The sequence below is a fragment of the Candidatus Cyanaurora vandensis genome, from assembly GCF_013285555.1.
In the GTDB taxonomy this organism is placed as follows: Bacteria; Cyanobacteriota; Cyanobacteriia; order Gloeobacterales; family Anthocerotibacteraceae; genus Cyanaurora; species Cyanaurora vandensis.
The window spans coordinates 56,961-74,037 of sequence record NZ_JAAXLT010000092.1 but is presented as its reverse complement, the minus strand read 5'-3'; the positions used below and the strand labels follow the sequence as shown (position 1 = coordinate 74,037).

Annotated in this window: 14 protein-coding genes; 9 read left to right on the top strand and 5 right to left on the bottom strand. The window is 55.3% G+C overall.

Translation table 11 applies throughout. The annotated features are described in order from the left end of the window. The first annotated feature begins 346 nt into the window (after nt 1–346). Nucleotides 347–3,523 carry a BPSS1187 family protein gene (locus tag HFM78_RS06150; protein WP_287128547.1) on the top strand — a complete coding sequence of 1,059 codons (3,177 nt, stop codon included), beginning with the start codon at nt 347–349 and terminating at the stop codon, nt 3,521–3,523. Nucleotides 3,524–3,877: 354 nt separating this feature from the next. Continuing rightward, nucleotides 3,878–7,522 (top strand): BPSS1187 family protein, encoded by a 3,645-nt coding sequence (locus HFM78_RS06145; protein WP_287128546.1) that lies wholly within the window; start codon nt 3,878–3,880, stop codon nt 7,520–7,522. On the opposite strand, the gene HFM78_RS06140 is transcribed toward HFM78_RS06145, so the two are convergent. From HFM78_RS06140 to HFM78_RS06130, 3 genes are read right to left on the bottom strand one after another with little or no spacing between them, the layout of a single operon-like run. Further along, nucleotides 7,515–9,221, bottom strand: coding sequence for an NADPH-dependent assimilatory sulfite reductase hemoprotein subunit (locus HFM78_RS06140; protein ID WP_287128545.1), 1,707 nt, complete (start codon nt 9,219–9,221; stop codon nt 7,515–7,517). The two genes, HFM78_RS06145 and HFM78_RS06140, sit on opposite strands and share 8 nt — an antisense overlap. A gap of 57 nt (nt 9,222–9,278) precedes the next feature. Then, nucleotides 9,279–9,926, bottom strand: a complete 648-nt coding sequence (locus HFM78_RS06135; RefSeq protein ID WP_287128544.1) for a hypothetical protein — start codon at nt 9,924–9,926, stop codon at nt 9,279–9,281. After that, nucleotides 9,919–10,995, bottom strand: coding sequence for a 3-deoxy-7-phosphoheptulonate synthase (locus HFM78_RS06130; RefSeq protein ID WP_396032921.1), 1,077 nt, complete (start codon nt 10,993–10,995; stop codon nt 9,919–9,921). Before HFM78_RS06130 ends, HFM78_RS06135 begins: the two co-directional genes overlap by 8 nt. Nucleotides 10,996–11,120: 125 nt before the next feature. Between HFM78_RS06130 and HFM78_RS06125 the strand changes: the two genes are divergently transcribed. The 7 genes from HFM78_RS06125 to HFM78_RS06095 are packed head-to-tail and all read left to right on the top strand — an operon-like array spanning nt 11,121 to nt 14,827. Further along, on the top strand, nt 11,121–11,510 hold the full coding sequence (locus HFM78_RS06125) for an ATP synthase subunit I (protein WP_287128542.1): 390 nt from the start codon (nt 11,121–11,123) through the stop codon (nt 11,508–11,510). Between the two features lie 17 nt (nt 11,511–11,527). Beyond that, nucleotides 11,528–12,277: a F0F1 ATP synthase subunit A gene (gene atpB / locus HFM78_RS06120; protein ID WP_287128541.1), complete on the top strand. Its 750-nt coding sequence runs from the start codon at nt 11,528–11,530 to the stop codon at nt 12,275–12,277. A gap of 48 nt (nt 12,278–12,325) precedes the next feature. Beyond that, nucleotides 12,326–12,592 carry an ATP synthase F0 subunit C gene (gene atpE, locus HFM78_RS06115; RefSeq protein WP_287128540.1) on the top strand — a complete coding sequence of 89 codons (267 nt, stop codon included), beginning with the start codon at nt 12,326–12,328 and terminating at the stop codon, nt 12,590–12,592. 18 nt (nt 12,593–12,610) lie between these two features. Then, entirely contained in the window at nt 12,611–13,123 is a 513-nt protein-coding gene (locus HFM78_RS06110; protein WP_287128539.1) for a F0F1 ATP synthase subunit B', read from the top strand. Between the two features lie 9 nt (nt 13,124–13,132). Further along, a complete protein-coding gene (locus HFM78_RS06105; protein ID WP_287128538.1) occupies nt 13,133–13,687 on the top strand; it encodes a F0F1 ATP synthase subunit B in 555 nt (184 codons plus the stop codon). Further along, a complete protein-coding gene (atpH, locus tag HFM78_RS06100; RefSeq protein WP_287128537.1) occupies nt 13,674–14,231 on the top strand; it encodes an ATP synthase F1 subunit delta in 558 nt (185 codons plus the stop codon). The genes HFM78_RS06105 and atpH overlap by 14 nt, the downstream gene beginning before the upstream one ends. Beyond that, a complete protein-coding gene (locus HFM78_RS06095) occupies nt 14,231–14,827 on the top strand; it encodes a DJ-1/PfpI family protein (RefSeq protein WP_287128536.1) in 597 nt (198 codons plus the stop codon). The genes atpH and HFM78_RS06095 overlap by 1 nt, the downstream gene beginning before the upstream one ends. Here HFM78_RS06095 and HFM78_RS06090 read toward each other — a convergent pair. Together HFM78_RS06090 and HFM78_RS06085 are read right to left on the bottom strand one after the other, a co-directional pair. Continuing rightward, nucleotides 14,806–15,849 (bottom strand): glycosyltransferase family 1 protein, encoded by a 1,044-nt coding sequence (locus tag HFM78_RS06090; RefSeq protein WP_287128535.1) that lies wholly within the window; start codon nt 15,847–15,849, stop codon nt 14,806–14,808. The genes HFM78_RS06095 and HFM78_RS06090 overlap by 22 nt on opposite strands. Next, nucleotides 15,849–17,054, bottom strand: coding sequence for a hypothetical protein (locus HFM78_RS06085; RefSeq protein WP_287128534.1), 1,206 nt, complete (start codon nt 17,052–17,054; stop codon nt 15,849–15,851). The genes HFM78_RS06090 and HFM78_RS06085 overlap by 1 nt, the downstream gene beginning before the upstream one ends. Between the last annotated feature and the right edge of the window lie 23 nt (nt 17,055–17,077).

Genomic DNA, 17,077 nt, shown 5'->3' with positions numbered 1-17,077 from the left:
AAGCTGATCTACTATACCTTGACGGTCATGTTCCCAGGGGCAAGGAACGCAATGCTGCCTACTACCAGTAGTTACCACCATTTCACAAAAATATTTTGCGTATATTTACAATTGCGTTGGGAGTAGTTTTTTAAAGATACAAGTGTTTTTGCCCAGAGATTTAGCTGGGGCTTAAATGCAAAATTCAATCAGAATTGTCCGTATAATCCACACTTCAAAAATATTGATTATTCAATTATGGAAGTTAGTTTCTGTCACCAGATATACGGATTTAGATTATTTGAAATCGGGGTATTCTCACATACATTCAGACAGCAAAAACTCTTCTTGCTGTAAGCGGGGTGACGTGAATACAACAAAGCAGATTTTCAAGAAAACCCTTTCAGTTCTAGCGTTGGGGCTGGTTGGATGGTTATGGAGCGTCACAGCGGTTTTAGCTCAAACTGCGGTCTGCCCCGCTCAAACCACTGACCATCAAGAGATTGAGGGCGGTATCATGTGTGTGATTCAGCCTAGTTTGACCGATTCACGTATTGATGACCAAGGCGAGTTTAATGGTGGTTTCGGCTACCACGTCGTCGCGATTCCTAACACTAACAGTAAGGGTACTTTTTTGTATCTCCTCGGCACGGGCGGTACGCCCTACGACCCGGACAATCAGGATTACCAAGCTAAGAACGTGATACAAGAAGCTGTCGCCAAGGGCTATCTGGCGATTGTACTGGCCTATGCCAATGGCAATGGCGGTACCATCGGCGACCTGTGTGCAGCCCAACCCGGTACTCGCAACTGCACGGGGTATGCCCACCAAGAGATTATCTATGGCGAAGATGTCTCGACGGTGGTGAGCGTGGATGAGCCCAACAGCGTGATGTACCGACTGGATGCGCTGCATGATTTTCTAAAAGCCAATCTACCTACAACCTTTGCTTTTCCGGCAGCCCTTAGCGGACCAGAAATCAACTGGCCCCAAATGCGCCTCGGGGGTCACAGCCAAGGTGGCGGGAACGCCGGGACGATTGCCCAAGACCTCAGGGTCCAACAGCTTTGCTATTTCGCCTCACCTGCGGACTATCTGGAGTCGAGGAACTCGGTCTCTTCCGTTGCCTGGATCGAAGATATCTTCATCACCCCCACTTCACTGATGCGTGGCGTGGTTCACGTAAACGATGACTACTACGCGGGGATTGCCGTCAACTACGACACCCTGGGGATGATCCAATCCACTAATGAGACTGCTCCCAACAATAGTTGGGTCGCCCTCACCCAGGCGGTCAGCAACCCGCATGGGGCTGTGGTCACGGAGGAACAGTTCTCCTATGCACGGACTTGGGCTTGTTTTGAAGATGCCCCCCTTGTCCTAGCCAAAGTGCTGCAAGTCAGTCCTCGAGCCGCTCCCCTGGGTGCTCAGGTCACTATCACCGGGACTAATCTGGAGAGTACCCGCCATGTTTATTTCAACGGACTAGAGGTCCCTTTTATCATTAACTCCAATACCCAACTCACCGCCACGGTGGAAACCCTGGAGAACACGGGTCTCGTGAGCGTCTACACCCGTCAAGGCGGGATGGTTAGCACGGATCTCAGCTTTACCGTCAGTCCCGTCGTGACCAGTCTCACGCCGACCACCGGACCTGTGGGGACGATCACGACCATTACCGGCACCGGCTTCATGGGGACGACAGGCGTACGGTTCAACGGGGTAGCTGTGCCCTTCACTGTGGTCTCCGATAGCCAACTCACGGCGCGGATTACTTCCGGGACGAATACCGGGACGCTCAGTGTCACTACCGCCGCCGGGACAGCCGAGACCAACTTGAAATTCAAGGTCCTCGCGGCCCTAACTGGTTTCACCCCTGACTCTGGACCCGTAGGCACCGTCATCACCCTTACGGGTACGGGCTTTACCGAAGCCATCAAAGTTTCGGTGGGGCTAGTGGATGTCAGTAGCTTCACGATTAATTCCGACACCAGGATTACCGCGACCGTCGCCCCGGAAACCCCCGCTGGATTTGTGCGGGTGACGATTCCCGTCGGGATTGCGACGGCGAGTGTCGAGAAATTCACCGTCATCACTGCGCCCAAAATCACTAGCTTCTCGCCAGCCGCCGGGTTAGTCGGGACGGTGGTGACGGTAAAAGGAAGCGATTTTGTGGGTACAACCCAGGTCCTACTCAATGGGGCACCGACGAGTTTTGATGTACGCTCTAGCACATCCATTGGGATGACGGTCCCGACTGGGGCGACGACCGGACGGATTACCGTGATTAACGCCGCTGGGAGCGCGACCAGTACCACCAACTTCCAGGTCTATCCCAAACCCGTCGTGACCAGTTTCACCCCGACCACGGGTCCGGTGGGGACGCAAATGACGATTACCGGTTCAGGGTTCACCGGGGCTACCGATGTGAGCGTGGGCTATGAGGCGGTGTCCTCGTTCCAGGTGAACTCGGATACGCGCATCACGGCAACAATTTCCCCAGGGATAGACCAGGGGCTAATCCGAGTGACCAATCCTGTGACCACGGGGACGAGTGCCGATAGCTTTACGGTCATCCAGCCGCCGGTCCTCAATAGCTTCAGCCCGCTGGTGGGGATCGTGGGGACAACGGTCAAGCTCAATGGGGCCGAGTTGGGGACCACGACTCGGGTAACCTTCAATGGGGTCACCGCCACCTTCACGATTACCTCTGGTACTCAAGTCCAAGCTGTGGTGCCCGTGGGTGCGACTACCGGAACGATCACACTCACCAACCCCGCCGGGAGTGTCACCAGCACCATGAGTTTCGGGGTCTATGCCGTCCCGGTCATCAGTGAGTTCTCACCCACCACGGGTCCAGTGGGGACCGTAGTGACGATTACCGGCTCGGGCTTCAATGGGACGACTGGGGTGACCTTTGCCCGCAACGCCGTCCGTAGCTTCACCGTCAACTCCAACACCAAAATCACGGCTACAGTTGCCGACGACACCAATACTGGTTCCATCCGCGTTAGCAATCCCGTGGGTACTGCTGTCAGTGCTGAGGAGTTTACCGTGATCGATCCGCCGACCTTAACGAGCGTTAATCCCACCGCTGGTTTGGTTGGAGACACCGTGACGCTAGCGGGGACCAACCTGGGGACCACCACTCGGGTGACCTTCAACGGGGTATCTGCTACTTTCACCATCAACTCCTCAACTCGGGTCAAGGCGGTGGTGCCCGTGGGAGCTACCACCGGACCTGTTGTCCTCACCAACCCCGGTGGGAACGCGACCCTCCCGAGTTTCGGAGTCTATCCGCTGCCGGTGGTCACGAGCTTCACCCCGACGAGTGGACCGGTGGGAACCGTGGTGACGATCACTGGCAGTGGTTTCACGGGGGCAGACCAAGTGTCATTTGGCTATGACGACGCAGCGAGCTTCACGGTGAACTCGGATACACAAGTCACCGCTACCGTTGCCGTCGGTACGCCCACGGGTCTAGTCCGGGTCTACAACCCAGCCGCCGCTGGGGTCAGTAGTACTAGTTTCACAGTCAAGTAAAGGGTAAACAATGTCTCTCTCCGCTGAAATTTTTCATGGAGAGAGACATTTTAGTTATTCAATCAGCAGGGACCATAGTCTTCGTTTATCTGTGTATTTACAGTCATGGAAGCCTAACTTCCTAGTAATTCCACGTATTTACACGAGTAAATTTTTGAATAGATAAAAAACAAGATCTAGCTAGGAGTATCGGCATAATCCGCAGTTCAAAAATATAAAGATTTCATTTATGGACATTTATGCTTACCGACAGATTTACGGATTCGCAAATCTTTACAACTGAGTTATTCTTTTTCAAGAATCACATTTACTTAGCAAATGACCCCCCTCATTTGCATTAGACGGAGCACAGCAATGGAAAGCATGAAGCAGTTGATTGGCCTTTGGGTCATTTGGGGCTGTTGTTGGTTATGCAGTTTTCAAACTCCTGTTTTGGCCCAAGAGGCCGTCTGTCCGGCTAATACCTTCCAGCAAAAAATCCTTACCCAGGGCATTCTCTGTGCAATTCAACCCAGTTTAACAGACCCGCAGATCAAAGATACGGGCGGAACCAGTAAGGGTTTTGGTTATCACATCGTAGCTATTCCTCACAATCCAACTACTATAAAAGGAACTTTCTTGTATTTGATGGGTGCCGGAGGCATACCTTACGCTACCAATGCTGGCACTTTTCAAGTCACAGAACTCATGCAAGAGGCAATGACAAGTGGTTACCTGGCAATCACCCTTGCCTACGCTAACAGTAATGGTGGTACAATCGGCAATCTTTGTGAAGCCCAGGATGCTATCCACAACTGTTACGGTTTAGCCCATCACGAGATTATTTATGGTGAGGATACTTCCACGGTCGTCAGTGTAGACAGCTTCAATAGTGTTATGTACCGTCTGGACGCGCTACTTGTTTTCCTGAAAGCGAACTCGTCTACCGATTTTCCTTTCCCAGCCGCGCTAGCTGGTCCAACAGTGGATTGGTCTCAGATGCGCTTGGGTGGTCACAGTGAAGGGGGTGGCAATGCCGGTACGATGGCCCAGGATTTTCGGGTTCAACAAATCTGCTACTTAGCCGCCCCAGCGGACTACCGAATTTCAGGAGACCAGACTTTATCTCCGCCTTGGATTGAGACCCCTTTCGCTACACCCACGTCTTTGATGCGTGGCCTTGTCCATATGAATGATACCTTCTACGACGGGATTGCAATTAACTATGATGCGCTCTGGCTACCCCCGTCCACCAGTGAGACTGTACTTAACAACAACTGGGTCACCTTGACACGGACACTAACACGCCCTCATACGGGGATCACTTACGATAATCGCTTCGCCTCTGCGAGGACTTGGGCCTGCTTTGAAGACGCGCCCTTAGTTCAAGGGTCAGTGACGGACATCACCCCGCGCGCTGCACCCGTGGGCACGACTATTGTGCTGACAGGCACCGAATTAGCCAGTACCCAGCGCGTCCTAATGAATGGTCTAGAGGTTCCTTTCACCGTAGTCTCAGACAGCCAACTCACAGCTTTAGTAACTTCAGTAGACAATACGGGTCCAGTCAGTCTCCACACCCGTAAGAGTGGTGCCTTCGCCACGGGCCTAGACTTGCGGGTCAGCCCGGTGGCAACGGAACTAAACCCAGTCAGTGGTCCGGTGGGTACGGCTGTAGTTATTGCGGGGACGGGTTTCGCGGAGACGACCGCCGTAGCTTTCAACGGGATCGCCGTACCTTTCACCGTAGATTCAGATACCCAACTGACGGCTGTAATTACTTCTGGGTCGAATACCGGAACCCTCGCGATCAGTACGGCGGCTGGGACTGCCTACACCGACTTGGGTTTCGTCGTCTTACCCGCCCTAGCGGATTTTAGCCCAGCCCTAGGACCCGTGGATACGGTCATCACCCTCACCGGCACAGGCTTCAGCGGAGCTACAAAAGTCAGTATCGGTTGGATAGAGGTTAGGGATTTTCAAATTGAAAGTGATACGCAAATTGTTGCCACGGTCGCTTCTGACACACCGAGCGGTTTGGTGCGCGTGACAGGTCCCCTGGGTCTCACCGCCACCAGTGCCACTGAATTCACGATTATCGTATCGCCCACCCTCACAGGCTTCAGTCCTCTAGTCGGTATAGTCGGCACGGTCGTAACGATCGAGGGAGCCAATCTAACGGGAACAACAGCGATTGTGTTTAACGGAGTGTCTAGCTCTTTCACCGTGGCTGCTGAAAATTTAGTCAGGGCGGTCGTACCCGAAGGCGCGACCACCGGCCCGGTTACCTTAACCAACCCGGCGGGGAGTGTGACCAGTGGTGATTTTGCTGTTTACCCCCAACCTGTGGTGACGAGTTTCTCCCCTGAGACGGGTCCGGTGGGAACGCAGTTGACCATTGCGGGGACGGGCTTGACCGGGACGACGAGTGTAACGGTGGGTTTTGCCGAAGCGGCTTTCACCGTAGACTCAGACGCCCAGATTACGGTCACGGTGGCGGAAGATACGCCCACGGGGTTGATTCGTGTAACCAATCCGGCCGCTACGGGAGCAAGTACGAATAGCTTTGTCCTCATCCAGCCGCCCACCTTCAATTTGAGCCCGACAGCAGGTCCGGCGGGGATGACTGTAACGCTCACTGGAACTAGCTTGGGAACCACTACTGGTGTGTCCTTCAACGGTATACCTACTACTTTCACCGTGGTTTCAGGAACTACGGTCAAAGCTGTGGTGCCCGTGGGTGCAACCACTGGCCCGATTACTCTGACCAACCCCGCCGGGAACATGACCAGTGCCGAGAGCTTCACAGTCTACCCGATGCCCACCGTGACGGCTTTCTCCCCGAGCTCGGGTCCGGTCGGGACGGTAGTTACGATGACCGGCACAGGCTTCACCAGCACCAGCCGGGTGCGCTTTGGGATGACCGATGCCGCGAGTTTCACCGTGGATTCCGACACGCAGCTTACTGCTGTAGTTGCAGCGGACACCACCAGCGGGACGGTGCGTGTCACTAATCCTGCTGGAACCGCTAGCACCACGGCTGAATTCATCATCATCCAACCATTGCTACTAACGAGTTTCAGTCCAGCCAATGCGACGGTCGGGATGGAGGTGACGATTAAGGGGACGAGTTTGGGAACCACGACCGGCGTGTCCTTTAATGGAATCCCTGCTACTTTCACGGTAGTTTCAGGCACAACCGTCAAAGCAGTCGTTCCCGAAGGCGCAACCACGGGTCCGATTACCCTGACCAACCCGGCGGGGAGTGTGACCAGTGCTAATTTTGCCGTCTACCCCCAACCCGTGGTGACGAGCTTTACCCCCGAGACGGGTCAGGTGGCAACGAGCCTCACGATTACCGGGACGGGTTTCACCGGAGTCACGGCAGTCGGCGTGGGTCTGGTGGAAGCCACAGCTTTTACCGTGGTCTCCGACACTCAGATTATCGCTACGGTTGCAGTGGGTACGACCACGGGTGCAGTGCGGGTGAGTAATCCCGCCGTCAATGCTGTGAGTACGACTAACTTCACGGTGATTCAGCCGCCCATGCTAACCAGCTTGAGCACCAGTCAGGGCATACCGGGAACGGTTGTTACCTTGACGGGCACGAGTTTAGGAAGCACAACCGGGGTGACGTTTAATGGAACCCCGGCTACTTTCACGGTGGTCTCTGGGACTTCAGTAAAGGCAGGCGTTCCCACGGGAGCAACTACGGGTCCAATCACGGTGACGAATCCAGCCGGGAGTGTGACGAGCGCGGTCTTCACCGTTCATGCGGTGCCCAAGATCGCAAGTTTCACACCGGCTCGGGGTCCGGTGGGGACGACGATGACGATTATGGGCACAGGGTTTACCGGAGCCACGGCGGTGACCGTGGGCTTTATTGCAACGACAGGATTCACGGTAGCTTCAGATACCCAAATCACCTGCACCGTCGCGCCCGGTACGCCCACCGGACTCGTCCGAGTCGTAAACCCGGCGACTGTTACTGCCAGTACGACCAGTTACACCGTCAAGTGAGCCCAACCGAGGGACGAGGAATTAAGGTCTCTAAGTAGGGCAGACCGACCCGCAAACAATAATCCCCGAACGGCTCCTTCAAGAGCCGTTCGGTCTTGAAATGGACGAATAAAGACTGCAAGATCCCTGGTAGCTCGTCGCGGTGGACCCGCTCTAGAAACAACTGGTTGAGGCGTGTGGACTCCAGGTTGCCCGCCAAGAAAAGATGGTAGCGGTCAGCCGCCGAGCCGACCAAACCAATTTCGCCTAGGTACGGACGGGCGCAGCCATTCGGACAACCCGTCATGCGAATGGCGATCTGCTCGTCTTCCAATCCCAATTCCTGTAACTGCAAACCTAGTTGGTCCACCAGCGTCGGCAAGTACCGCTCAGCTTCAGTCAAAGCCAGACTACAGGTCGGCAAAGCTGGACAGGCCATACTGTAACGCTCGGTGTTGGCGATAGCTTGGACCGGGCGGACACCATGTTCGGTCAGTACCCGGTCAATTTTCGGCATCTGTTCTGGGCCAATATCAATCAACAGGAGATTTTGTTGGGGTGTGATCCTGAGCGCGAGCCCCAGGTCCCGGACCAGTTGGGCCAAGGCCGATTTCAACCGAAACTCCCCTTCATCCTTGATCCGCCCGTTAGCAATCGAGACCCCGAGGAACCATTTCCCGTCCCCCTGCTCATGCCAGCCGAGGTAATCCTGATAGGTCCAAGCAGGTAACTCTCGCCACGGTAAAAGAGCTTTCCCGAGTCGTTCCTCCACTTGGGTCCGAAACCAATCTAGGCCCCGCTCATGGATCGTGTATTTGAGACGAGCGTGTTTGCGGTTGAGTCGGTTGCCGTAATCTCGTTGCACCAGCACCACGGCTTGGGCGACGGGGATTAGGTCCTCGGGTAGGACAAAGCCCAGGGGGTCTGCCAAGCGCGGAAACGTATCTTCACTGTTATGGGTCATGCCCATCCCGCCGCCGACCACAACGTTGAAACCGAGGACTTGCTGGTTCTCATCGGTCAACAACACAAAACCCAGGTCATTACTCCACAGGTCCACCGAGTTATCCCCCGGTACCGTGATGGCAGTCTTAAACTTGCGGGGTAAATAGGTCGGCCCATAGAGGGGTTCGTGGTCGAGGGTAGTCTCGCGGTGGACTTGCTCACCATCGAGCCAGACCTCGTAATAGGCCCCGGTGCGGGGGGCTAGCGCGTCGGATAACTGTTGGGCATAGTCTTGAACTAACTGATAGTTAACCTGGGTCAAGGGCGCGGGGGGAGCCATGATATTGCGTTCCACATCGCCACAGGCCGCCAGGGTCGTCCCCAAGACCGCGTGAATATGTTGCATAAAGGGCTTCAAATCCCCCTTCAAAATCCCGTGTAACTGAAAAGCCTGTCGCGTCGTCGTCCGAATCGTCCCACTTCCTAGCTCATCGGCTAACTGGTCCACGGCGAGATAAAACTCTGGCGAGACCGCACCCCCGGTATTTTTAGTCCGAACCATCATTGAGTAAGCGGGTTCGAGGCCCTGTTGCTTACGTTCCTTGGCCTGATCCCGGTCGGTCTGTTGGTAAATGCCATGAAACTTTAAAAGCTGGATACTCGCCTCATTAAAGTGGTCGGTGTCCGCCGCCAAATCCTGGACTAGGGTGCCGCGCAAGTAGTTACTCTCTTCTTTGACGCGCTCGACTTTTGACCTGCGAACGGTATCGGTCATGGCAGCCCCTCTGTACAAAGTCCAGTATACCCCAGTAACTCTATCGGGATAGGGGCTTTAGCCCGCCGTCGGTTGCAGGCTAGGCCGGAAAATTAAGTAGGCCAGGGGTCCAAACAACGGAATAAAACCAATCCACAACCATGGACGGACCTTGAGACGACGACGGGCCAAATCGTAGCGCACCAAGACAGACAAGAGGCCTGTCACTAATAAGAAATCCAACGTCATCACATTGACGAACCGTTCCTGCCGCCACTGCGCCCAATAAGCCCCCCAATCGCCCCCCGACCCGCTGACGATTAACCAGACCGTCGCCCCCGCTAAGACCAAGGCCAGCCAGCGCGAATCAAAGAGCTTCACCCACCAGGGAATCCGGCTGACGGCAATCCGTTGGGTCGGACGAAACGCGAGGTAAGGCAGCAACGCGAAGCCCCCCACCGCCATCATCAAAGCGACAATCACCCCGGCGGGGAATTTACGCCCATGGTCCGCCGGGATCAAGAAACAACCACAGATTAAAGGTAGAACCCCCAACAGATTAAAAACGCTGGCGAGAATTGGGTTGATCCCCGGTCCACCCTGGATAATTTGCATCATCAAACTAAAAGTATCCGTGCGTTCCGGGGGTGCGAACCCAAACGCATAGATCCCCAAGGCGAGCCACAACCCCCCGAAAACCAATCGCTGGGTCGTTTGTCTAGCCATGGACTGCCATACCTTGTCGTTGCCGTTGTTGGACCGCTTGGGCTAGTTCCTTAAGTAGAAACTCGGTTTCCGCCCAGCCAATACAGGCATCGGTGATACTCTGCCCATAACACAGAGCTTGGTCAGACTGGATTTCTTGACGACCCGCAATGAGATGACTCTCCAACATCAACCCCAAAATCCGCCGTTCCCCCGCCCCAATCTGTTGGGCTAATTCCCTCAATACCGTAGGTTGACGAGTATGGTCCTTCCCACTGTTGGCGTGGCTACAGTCCACCATCACTCGCCCAGCCAGCCCTGCTTTCTCCAGTTGGGCAGTAGCTTGGGCAATATGTTCCAGGCTGTAATTAGTCGTCCCGCGCCCGCCCCGCAAAATAATGTGACAGTCTGGGTTGCCTGTGGTTGCAAAAATAGCTGACTGGCCCTGCTTGGAGTGCGAGAGAAAGGTATGGGGATGGGTTGCGGCTTGGACCGCATCAATCGCAATCTGTAAGTTCCCCGAAGTCCCATTCTTAAAACCAACCGGACAGGAGAGGCCCGAGGCCAATTCCCGGTGGGCTTGACTCTCGGTCGTCCGTGCGCCCACCGCCCCCCAACTCACTAGGTCCGCCAAATACTGTGGAGTGATGAGATCCAGGAATTCCGTACCCGCCGGGACCCCTAGTTCCGCTAGATCCATCAAGAGGTGGCGAGCCAGACGCAGGCCATCGTTAATCTTAAAACTGCCATCCAGATAGGGGTCATTAATTAGCCCCTTCCAACCCACCGTCGTCCGGGGTTTCTCAAAATAGACCCGCATCACGATACATAGCTGGTCCGCCAAATGCGTGACCAAACCCGCCAACCGCGCCCCATACTCACGGGCGGCAACGGGGTCATGGATCGAGCAGGGACCGACTACGACTAAGAGCCGGTCATCCCGCCCTGCCAAGATCGCACGAATACTACTGCGGGTACGATGGACTGTCTCTGAAGCCCGTTCACTCACCGGGAACTCCTCCTGCAAAAAGGCCGGGGGATGGACCACCCTAGTCCATTGGATACGCAGGTCATCGGTAGGATACATCAGCAGCAGGTGACAGAATAATGACCATCCTAACGCCCGTGGTCCCCCCGTCCCCCACTAGCTAGAAACTATTACAGAATGTTTCAGCAACCTGTGATATCTTAAAAACGAATTAAGCTTGTGCGGGCATGTTGCAAACAGAACGAGAGCAAACGAGCAACGCCATGGCAGAGTATTACGCCCTGCAAAGGCGGTTGCAGCAGTTGGGCGCGGGCTTGGTCGCTATCGTTTTCGTCAGTACCTATCTGTTCTACTCGTTCAACACCGCCTTGAGTTACCTCCTGGGGGCTGGCACTGGGATGTTGTACTTCCATTTATTAGGCAAGACCGTGGCGGGTATGGGCAAGCAGCCTTACCGTTTTGCCAACCTCCGCTTCCCCTTGGTAGTCCTAGCTTTTATCATCTCCATCAAACTTGAGATGTTAGAAGTGGTCCCTACGTTTCTTGGCTTCATGACTTTCAAAGTTGCCATTTTGGTGGATGTCTTTCGAGATATGTACCAAGACACCGTTCGTTAACCGTCGGGACAAAAACCATGCTGAACCTCTCCCTCTCCTTTACACCCCTGGCCTCCCTAGAAGTAGGCAAGCACTGGGACTGGAATATCGCGGGTGCCACCATTCATGGCGAGACCATCGTTGCCACTTGGTTAGCGATGAGCATCATCATCATCATCGGCTGGCTGGGCACTCGTAAACTAGAGCGCGTCCCCAGTGGACTCCAGGGTTTCTTGGAGTACGGCACTAGTTTTACTGCCAATATCGCCCGTGAGCAGATTGGGGCCAAGGACTACAAGCCCTATGTGCCGCTCATCTCCGGTATCTTCCTCTTTGTCTTGGCGGCGAACTGGTTGGGGCAAATCCCGGCCCGTCTGATTCCTCTACCGGAGGCTGAGATCCTCACCCCCTCCAACGACATCAACACCACCCTGGGGCTGGCCCTAATCGCAATTCTTGCCTTCTTCTTTGCGGGCTTCAAGACAGCGGGGATTAGCTTTTTCAAGTTTTTCATCATGCCTAACCCGCTATTTTTACCCCTCAAAGTGCTGGAGGTGTTTGCGCGGATCATGTCGCTGACCTTCCGGCTTTTCGGGAATATCTTGGCTGAAGAACTGGTCGTCGCCGTGCTAATCTTACTCGTGCCTTTCTTCGTGCCGATTCCCCTGATGGTGCTGTTTTTGTTTACCAGTGCCATCCAAGCTTTGATCTTCGCCACCCTTACCGCTTCTTACATCGGTGAGGCCATTGAAGAAGGTCATCACGCGGTTGAACCCCATCATGATTAAATGAGGGAGTCCAACCTTCACACACCACAAACCCGGAGAAGTGCATCCATGGAAATCGCAATTGCAAGTACAGTGATCGGTGCGGGTCTGGCGGTGGGTCTGGCCTCCATTGGTCCTGGCCTAGGTCAAGGGAATGCTGCGGGTAGTGCCCTCGAAGGGATCGCCCGTCAGCCGGAAGCTGAAGGTAAGATCCGGGGTACCCTGCTGCTCTCCCTCGCGTTTATGGAGCCCTTGACCATCTACGGTCTAGTGGTTTCTTTGATCCTCTTGTTCGTCTTCCCTGGTACCATCAGCTCCATGCTGGGTCCGAACTAGACACCGTAGGAGCAGCAAATGGTACTGGAAGGATTCTTGCTGCTGGCGGCGGAAACCGTGGGGGAGGCTGTCTACCCTCGCGGTCCGCTTTGCCCAAGTGGTCTGTTGTGTGTTAATGGGACCTTGTTTTTTCAGGCCATTAACTTTTTTGTTTTTGTCATCATCATCAATGTCATCCTCCTCAAACCCATCCAACGGGTGACGGAGGAGCGCGAGAATTACATCTTGACCAACCGCAATGAAGCCCAGCAACGGTTGGCTGAGGCCAAGCGACTCGCGGACCAGTACGAAGCCGAATTGGTGGACACCCGCCGGGAAGCGCAGGAGATCATTGCCAAGGCTGAGGCTGAGGCCATGACCATCCGCACCCAGAAGCTTGCGGAAGTCCAACAGGAGGCTGCTGCCCGTCTGGAGCAATCGCGCCTTGAGGTCCAAGCAGCCAAGGAAACGGCTCTCGCTGGATTGCAGCAGGAAGTGGTCAAGTTGAGTGCCCAGATCACCGCCAAGTTGTTGGCGACTAGCCCCCGATAGGTAGACGCGATGTGGTTGAATCTTTGGTTGCTAGCGGCGGAGACAGCGGAGGCGGAAGCTGAGGGCGGATTCCTGGAGTTCATTGCGGAGAAGAACCTCCTCAACTTCGCCATCATTGCTGGCCTACTGTTTTACCTGGGTCGCGGGATTTTGACCAAGCTCCTCAATGACCGTCGTCAGGCGGTCGAGAATGAAATTACTGAGGTGGAGACCCGCCGTAAACAGGCTGAAGCCGCCTTAGTCGAACAGAAGAAGAATTTGGCCCAAGCCGAGAGTGAGGCGGTCAGCATTCGCAACAATGCCCTCACTAATGCCAAGCGGGTCCGCACCCAGATCCTGGAGCAAGTGGACCGCGAGATCCTCCAGATGCGCCAAGACTCCCAGCGTGAACTCGACAGTGACCGGGCACGGGTGGTGGCTCAGTTGCGCCGCTTGACCCTAGAGCGCACCTTCCAAAAAGTAGAGACGGACTTACCCGCTATGCTCAACGACGAAGCCCAAGGCCGTTTAATTGACCAGGGACTCTCCCTACTTGAAGGGAGGTTAGACCGTGCAGGACAGTAAACTCGCCCAACGAGTAGCCCAACGCTACGCCGAGGCCCTGATTGACCTGGGTAGACAGGAAAACAGCTTGGACCGCTTCGGCGCAGACTTGGACCTCGTGGAGGCGGTATTGACCCGTAATCGTTCTTTTCGGGACCTACTTGCTAGCCCGGTAATCAAGATCCTCCCCAAAAAAGCGGTCCTCCAACAGGCTTTCGGGGCTGATCTCCATCCTTTCACCATGAACTTTATCAACTTACTGGTGGACCGCCGGCGCAGTATGTTCCTCGTTGAGGTCTGTCAAGCTTTCCGTCGCCTGTTGCTGGATCTCAAGAAGACGGCCCTAGCGGAGGTCACTTCAGCGGTCGCCCTCACCCCCGCCCAGGAAGCTCAACTCAAGGCCCGTCTCATCATCTTGACAAAATCCACAGACATCCAGTTACAGACGCGGATTGACCCCGAGTTGTTGGGCGGCTTGGTAGTGAAATTTGGCGACCAGATTATTGATGTGAGTCTACGCGGTCAACTCCGCCGTCTGGCTCTGCAATTGTCCCTGGCGACCTAATGGCTACCCGTCAAGTCGGGGTTTTTATTTTTGATGCGGTCGAGGTCTTGGACTTTGCGGGTCCCTTCGAGGCTTTTGGGGTAGCGGGGGTGGGCTGGGATAAGCCGCCCCTTCAGGTCTTCACGGTGGCTGAGCAGTTGCGTCCCGTGCTGGCGCGTAATGGTTTGAGTGTGAACCCCCAGTATTCCTTCTCGGACTGTCCGGCCCTGGATATCCTCGTCATCCCTGGCGGATACGGTACCCGCCAACTGGTGAATAACCCCACGATTCTGGACTGGCTCCAGCAGATAGCCCCCCAAGTTGAAATCATCCTCTCGGTCTGTACGGGCTCACTTTTGCTAGCTAAAGCCGGATTATTAACGGGTTTACAGGCGACGACCCACCATTTGGCCCTGGACTATCTCCAAGCCCTCGCCCCAGACACCCAGATTTTGCCCGGTGAACGTTGGGTGGACAATGGGCAGATTATTACTTCGGCTGGGGTTTCGGCGGGTTTGGATGCTTCGCTCTATTTAGTAGGTCGGCTCTTGGGGGAAGCACAGGCGCAGACTACGGCGCGGTACATGGAGTACAACTACTTCTCTGCGACCGCTTGACAAACCGCCCAGGTTTTCGCCGCCGTGATTGACCAGTCGAACTGAGCAGCGCGAGCCAAACCCTGGTTCCGCAAATGGTCTCGGTACCCAGCGTCCCCCACCACCCGCTCCAGAACGCCCATTAGTTCTGCCACCGAACGCGGTTCAAAATAGGCCACCGCCTGTCCGCCTACTTCGGGCAGGGAGGAAGTATGAGCACTGACCACGGGCGTACCACAGGCCATCGCTTCCAGGACGGGCAGACCAAATCCTTCGTAGAGACTGGGAAAAACAAACGCTGTCGCGCTTTGATAGAGTCCCGGTAGGTCCGCGTAGGGCACATAACCCAACCAGCGCACCCTGGCCCCCAAGTCCGCCACCCGTGCTTGCAATTGCGGGGTGTAACGCGGGTCAAAACGACCCCCCACCCAGAGCGATCCCGCCCAAGTTTGACTCAATGCCCGGAAACTATCAAGGAGCGTCACAAGATTTTTGTGGGGCTCGTGGGCACCCAGGTACAACAGGTAGGGCGTTCGGGTAGCCTTAGGACCGGGTATGAAGTGGGTCCGGTCACAGGCCAAGGGAATGACCGTTATCTTCTCAGGGGACAAGTTATAAAAAGTCACTAAGTCCCGTTGGGTCTGCTGGGAAATACAGATAATCTGCCGAGCCGAACGCAGGGACAGCGGTACCCAGTAACGGAAGTACGCTACCTTGCGCGGGTAGAGTTCCGGGTAGTGCAGAGGGATGACATCATGGGCTACACTCACCTGAGGACCCCTAGCCCAGCCGCCCTCAGGCACTGGCTGAAAAACCACGTCCCCCCGCCCTGCCATGCGGTTCCAGTGCCACTGATTCCACAATAGGCGCGTTAGATGATTCGTCTGTGGAATCGCTCGGAAACCAAGCGTCCCCGCCCACGCTGGGGGTAAGTAGGCGACTAATTCCGGCTTGTTCTGCCACTGCATCAATAAATTTCGGCAATAAGTAGCGATCCCCGTCTGGGGAAGTTGTAAGTAACTGCCGTTAAAAAGAAGCCGCATTAACTCGCCAAGGGTTGCCGGGTGTAGGGAATGGACCAGCCCGGAGCCTGCCGTTTGAGGTCCCGGATCTGGATAGTCTGCCACTGGCCCTGCGGGTCTTGGCGCACCTGGACTTTAAATTGAAAGGGACCTTCCACGGTATACTGGAACCCTTTTTCTTGCCAGGGCTGGGTATCGGTTACTGCTAGCCCTTGTTCGAGCGGAGTGTAGCGGGGTGCCTCGAAACTGGGGGCCTGTTGCAGCATCGCCCGGACCCGGGACGTGAGGAAGGCGCGGGTCCAAGCTGGGGCAGCTTGTTGTTTGACTAGGGTGACGAGGGCGGCGTAGAGAGCATTCTCGGGTTGGTTAAGGATCTGGCGGTCCACCAGTTGGTAGCCCTGGTCCGTCCACTGCCAGAGGGCACGCTGACTGACGAGACCACAACTGTCACAGGCCGCCATGATTCGCTCGGGGTCCAGCAATACCGTATCCAGCTTGAGGTTAGCGGTCTGGCCCAAGAACTCCCCAGTACCAAAAGTATCCAGTAATTCTAGGGGTAAATAGTCGGCGGTCTTATCGAGTAAGTCCGCACCGACTTCCTGGTAGACCTTGAGGAAGGGAGCGGTGTCTTCCAGTTGCCGGGTCTGACCCTTGGCAATGAGAAACCGTTGCTTATTACGGGTGAAGTAGCGTACCGCATTGACTTGGGCTTGCCATTCGGTCTCGTAGTTGTTGAGGGCCAAGACGCGCTCCCCGCGTTGCCAGAGAGCGAGATGACGCACGTCGAACTCATTCTCCGTAACGCTGACTTGGATCAGGCTACCCTGCGGACCCAAGCTCGTGTAGGCAAACTGAAACTGCGCATCCGGGGCGAGGGCTTGTAACTTGACGACCAAGGGTTCTGAGGGGGGCAGTTTCGCCAACACCGCTAGATATCCACCGAGAACTAGGGCGAACTGTTGCCGCTGTCCCCCCAAGAAAGTATCAGTCCGGGCCAGGGCCGGTCCATCCCCGGCCTGGAGTGCCGCATTATAGCTATTGAGTTGCTGAGCATAGTCGGCTAGATAGAGTTTTAATCGCTGTTGGGCTTCCTGGACTAAGGGTTGCTGAGGATTCAGATTAGGGATGAGGGCACTACTGCCCCAATACAACCCACTACTCAGCAATAGAGTAGCGACCAACCAAGCTACGGGATGATGGAAAGGGAGACGGCGGGCAGAAGCCATATCATGCTCCAGGTCAAAAACCG

What these genes read in the sequence shown, in the direction of transcription:
- HFM78_RS06145 (WP_287128546.1), top strand. Translation starts at nt 3,878, where the DNA reads ATGGAAAGCATGAAGCAGTTGATTGGCCTTTGGGTCATTTGGGGCTGT.
- HFM78_RS06140 (WP_287128545.1), bottom strand. Translation starts at nt 9,221, where the DNA reads ATGACCGATACCGTTCGCAGGTCAAAAGTCGAGCGCGTCAAAGAAGAG.
- HFM78_RS06085 (WP_287128534.1), bottom strand. Translation starts at nt 17,054, where the DNA reads ATGGCTTCTGCCCGCCGTCTCCCTTTCCATCATCCCGTAGCTTGGTTG.
- HFM78_RS06135 (WP_287128544.1), bottom strand. Translation starts at nt 9,926, where the DNA reads ATGGCTAGACAAACGACCCAGCGATTGGTTTTCGGGGGGTTGTGGCTC.
- HFM78_RS06105 (WP_287128538.1), top strand. Translation starts at nt 13,133, where the DNA reads ATGTGGTTGAATCTTTGGTTGCTAGCGGCGGAGACAGCGGAGGCGGAA.
- HFM78_RS06090 (WP_287128535.1), bottom strand. Translation starts at nt 15,849, where the DNA reads ATGCGGCTTCTTTTTAACGGCAGTTACTTACAACTTCCCCAGACGGGG.
- HFM78_RS06095 (WP_287128536.1), top strand. Translation starts at nt 14,231, where the DNA reads ATGGCTACCCGTCAAGTCGGGGTTTTTATTTTTGATGCGGTCGAGGTC.
- HFM78_RS06125 (WP_287128542.1), top strand. Translation starts at nt 11,121, where the DNA reads ATGTTGCAAACAGAACGAGAGCAAACGAGCAACGCCATGGCAGAGTAT.
- atpB (WP_287128541.1), top strand. Translation starts at nt 11,528, where the DNA reads ATGCTGAACCTCTCCCTCTCCTTTACACCCCTGGCCTCCCTAGAAGTA.
- atpE (WP_287128540.1), top strand. Translation starts at nt 12,326, where the DNA reads ATGGAAATCGCAATTGCAAGTACAGTGATCGGTGCGGGTCTGGCGGTG.
- HFM78_RS06110 (WP_287128539.1), top strand. Translation starts at nt 12,611, where the DNA reads ATGGTACTGGAAGGATTCTTGCTGCTGGCGGCGGAAACCGTGGGGGAG.